Annotated in this window: 3 protein-coding genes; all 3 read right to left on the reverse strand. The window is 65.9% G+C overall.

Annotation, left to right across the window (positions count from 1 at the left end; translation table 11 throughout):
• Positions 1 to 143: 143 nt before the first annotated feature.
• Positions 144 to 1,151, reverse strand: coding sequence for a GlxA family transcriptional regulator (locus tag AC5JJ6_RS02250; protein ID WP_496040483.1), 1,008 nt, complete (start codon positions 1,149 to 1,151; stop codon positions 144 to 146).
• A 117-nt stretch (positions 1,152 to 1,268) separates the two neighbouring features.
• A complete protein-coding gene (betA, locus tag AC5JJ6_RS02255; protein WP_496040484.1) occupies positions 1,269 to 2,972 on the reverse strand; it encodes a choline dehydrogenase in 1,704 nt (567 codons plus the stop codon).
• Between the two features lie 71 nt (positions 2,973 to 3,043).
• The coding region (gene betB, locus AC5JJ6_RS02260) for a betaine-aldehyde dehydrogenase (RefSeq protein ID WP_496040485.1) at positions 3,044 to 4,052 on the reverse strand (1,009 nt) is incomplete at its 5' end.

Consider the following 4,052-nt stretch of genomic DNA (forward strand, 5'->3'; position numbering starts at 1 on the left):
GCCGTCGCCGTCGTCGGCTGCAAGCCGCAACGCGTCCATGAAGGTGGAGAGCGCCGTCAGCGTGAAGTTGTTGGTCAGGATGAACCCGACCGACAGGCCGGCGCGCCCGTGGCTGTGGTCGTGGCTCCGGTCCCATATGGCGTTCATTTGACGCCTGCCATCTGCCGGACCGGCTCGATCAGGTGGCGGACCCGGTGGCTGCTCTGGTCGTTGCGCGGGGCCACGCCGAAGTAGTCGCGGTAGCACTTGCTGAAATGGGTCGCGGACACGAAGCCGCAGCTTATCGCCACTTCCATGACCGACATCTTGGTCTGGCAGAGAAGCTGGCGCGCGCGCTGGAGCCGCAGGCCCAGGTAGTAGCGGGCGGGCGAGCAGTTCATGAACTTGCGGAACAGCCGCTCGACGTTGCGGCGCGACTGGCCGAGCTGGGCCGACAGGGCCAGAAGGTCGAGCGGCTCCTCGATGTTCTCCTGCATCAGCTTGACGGCGGCGGCCAATTCCTCGCGGTCGATGCCGGGATTGGGCTGGATCGCGACGTGCTGGCGCACCGAGCCCTGGCGGATCTTGTCGTGGAGGAGCTGTTCGGCGATGGACACCGCCAGCTTCTCGCCATGGGTGGTGGCGATGCGGTACAGCATCATGTCCATCGCGGCGGTGCCGCCGGCGCAGGTGAAGCGATTGCGGTCGATGTTGAACAGCTCGCCGGTCGCCTCGATCTCCGGATAGGTCTCGGTAAAGCCCGCCAGGTTTTCCCAATGGATCGTGCAGCGGTAGCCGTTGAGCAGCCCGGCGCGGGCAAGGATATGGCTGGCGGTGCAGACCGATCCCAGGTCCACGCCCTCCGCCGCCCGGCGGCGCAGCCAGGACAGGACGCGTCGGTCGTCGTACCAGTGCCCGTCGACGCCGCTGCACACGATGAGCGTGGGAAATGCGGGCGCCGCGTCCATCGCGTGATCCACCGCGATGCGGAGGCCGCAACTGGCCTCCCCCACCCCGCCTTCAGGCGAGAGCAGCACCCAGCGGTATAGTTGCCGGCCGCTGATGTGGTTGGCCAGCCGAAGCGGCTCCAGGGCCGCCGTGAACGCGATCATCGAGAACCGGGGAACCAGCAGGAACCCCACAGTCTCAGGCGTGCTCACGACTTGGCCCATGGAACGAGAGACCTCTCCAGTACGTGTGGATCACCAATCAGCTTTGTCTCGAAACATTCATCTTCAGTGCGTCCCAAAAGCAAGAGCCGCCGCAAGCATCATCCGAAAGCGCTAAGCTCAGCCGGCCGAACGATAGGCCGGCAACTCTCCCTGACGCCGCGCCGGAGTGTCGCCGGCGACGAAATAGGGCACGTCGGCCCGCACCAGGGGGGCACGTCCCCGGATCGCGTCGGCCAGCTTCTCGGCCATCATGATGGTCGGGGCGTTGAGATTGCCGGTCGTGATCAGCGGCATGATCGACGCGTCGATCACCCGCAGCGCTTCGACGCCGTGGACCCTGCCCTGCCCGTCCACCACGGCCATGTCGTCGGTGCCCATCCGGCAGGAGCAGGACGGGTGGTACGCCGTCTCGCCGTGCTGGCGGACGAACTCGTCCAGCTCGGCGTCGGACTGGAAATCGACGCCGGGGCTGATCTCCCGCCCGCGATAGGGGTCCAGCGCCTTCTGCCTGATGATCTCGCGGGTGATCCGGATGCCGGCGCGGAATTCCTGCCAGTCCTGCTCCTCGGACATGTAGTTGAACAGGATGCTCGGCGCTTCGCGCGGGTCCCTGGACCTGGCGCGGATGCGGCCCCGGCTGGGCGAACGCATGGACCCGACATGAGCTTGGAAGCCGTGGGCGTTGACCGCGTTGCTGCCGTTGTAGTTAATCGCGACCGGCAGGAAATGGTACTGGATGTTCGGCCAGGCGAAGCTCTCGTCCGACCGGATGAAGCCGCCTGCCTCGAACTGGTTGCTGGCTCCCGTGCCGGTGCCCATGAACAGCCACTCCGCCCCGATGGCCGGCTGGTTGTACCATTTCAGCGCCGGATACAATGATATCGGCTGGGTGCATTCATATTGCAGGTACATCTCCAGGTGATCCTGGAGATTTGCGCCGACGCCGGGAATGTCGGCCACCTGCGCAACGCCCAGCTCGTTCAGCAGCGTGGAGGCGCCGAGGCCGGAGCGCTGGAGGATGGCCGGCGACGCGATGGCGCCGGCGCAGACCAGCACTTCCCGGCGGGCATGCGCCGTGACCGGCTCGTCCTTGTGCAGGTAGGCGACGCCGATGGCGCGCTTGCCGTCGAACAGGATGCGGTCGGTCAGCGCATGGGTGACGATGGTCAGGCCGGGGCGGCCCTTCGCCATGTCGAGATATCCCCGCGCCGTGCTGGCGCGCCGGCCGTTCGGCGTGACGGTCCGGTCCATCGGGCCGAAACCTTCCTGCTGATAGCCGTTCAGATCGTCGGTGTGCGGATATCCAGCCTGGACGCCCGCCTCGATCATGGCGTGGTAAAGCGGATTGTTGTGGTTCTTCGGGGTGGCGACGCTGACCGGGCCGTCGCCGCCGTGATACTCGTTGGGGCCGATGTCGCGGCTTTCCGCCTTCTTGAAGTAGGGCAGGCAGTCGCGGTAGCTCCAGCCGTCCAGGCCGAACTCGTTGGCCCAGTTGTCGTAGTCCAGCGCGTTGCCCCGGATGTAGCACATGCCGTTGATCAGCGAGGAGCCGCCAAGCCCCTTGCCCCGCCCGCATTCCATGCGGCGGTTGTTCATGTGGGGCTCGGGATCGGTCAGGAAGGCCCAGTTGTAGCGCCGGCCCTGGAGCGGAAAGGCCAATGCTGCCGGCATCTGGGTACGGAAGTCCAGACGGTAGTCGGGACCGCCCGCCTCCAGCAGCAGGACGCTGACGCCTTCGTCCTCGGTCAGCCGCGCAGCCAGGACATTGCCGGCCGATCCAGCGCCGACGATGATGTAGTCGAACTCCTTGATGGTGGTCATGAGTTCAATTCCTCCTGGAAAACCCTGGGCGTTCAAAGGACTGAAAGGCGGCCTGCCGCAAATACGGAAGATCAGAAGACGGACTGGAAGGCCCCAAGCTCGACCTGGATCGACTTGATCCTGGTGTAGTGCTCCAGCGTGCCGGTGCCGTTCTCGCGGCCGATACCGGACTGCTTGTAGCCGCCGACCGGCATTTCCGCCGGGGACTCGCCCCAGCTGTTGATCCAGCAGATACCGGCTTCGAGCTGGTGGATCACCCGGTGCGCCGTGTTCAGGCTCTCCGTCACCAGACCGGCGGCTAGGCCGTAGGAGGTGGCGTTGGCTCGTCGGATCACCTCTTCTTCCCAATCGAAGGTCAGCAGGCTCATGACCGGACCGAAGATTTCCTCGCGCACGATCGACATGTCGTCGCGGCAATCGGTGAAGATCGTCGGTTCGACGAAGGCGCCCTTGTCGAAGGGGGAGCGCTGGACGCGGTTGCCGCCGGCCAGCAGCCGGGCGCCCTGCTCGCGGCCCAGCGCTATGTAGCGGAGCACCTTTTCCATATGGCCGAAGCTGGAGAGCGGGCCGAAATTGGTCTCCGGGTCGAGCGGATCGCCGAGGCGGATGCGCTTCACCCGCTCCAGCAGCCGGGCTTCGATGTCGGGCATGACCGAGCTGTGGACGAAGACGCGGGTGCCGTTGGTGCAGACCTGACCGGAACTGTAGAAGTTCGCCATCATCGCGATGTCGGCGGCACGGTCGAGGTCGGCGTCGGCGAAGACGATCAGCGGCGACTTGCCGCCCAATTCCATCGTCACTTCCTTCAGCGAGGAACCGCCGGCCGAAGCCATCACCTTGCGGCCGGTTTCGACGCCGCCGGTGAAGGAGATCTTCTCGATGCCGGGATGCTCGGCCAGCAGCGCTCCGACCCGTCCGTCGCCCTGGACGACATTGAAGACGCCGTCGGGCAGACCGGCTTCGGTGTAGATTTCGGCCAGCTTCAGGACGCTGAGGGGGGTCACTTCGCTGGGCTTGAAGATCATCGCGTTGCCGGCGGCCAGTGCCGGGGCCGACTTCCACAGCGCGATCTGGATCGGG

The sequence above is a fragment of the Skermanella sp. genome (assembly GCF_059503625.1).

Coding starts and splice junctions, on each gene's coding strand:
- AC5JJ6_RS02250 (WP_496040483.1), bottom strand. CDS start 1,151: ATGGGCCAAGTCGTGAGCACGCCTGAGACTGTGGGGTTCCTGCTGGTT.
- betA (WP_496040484.1), bottom strand. CDS start 2,972: ATGACCACCATCAAGGAGTTCGACTACATCATCGTCGGCGCTGGATCG.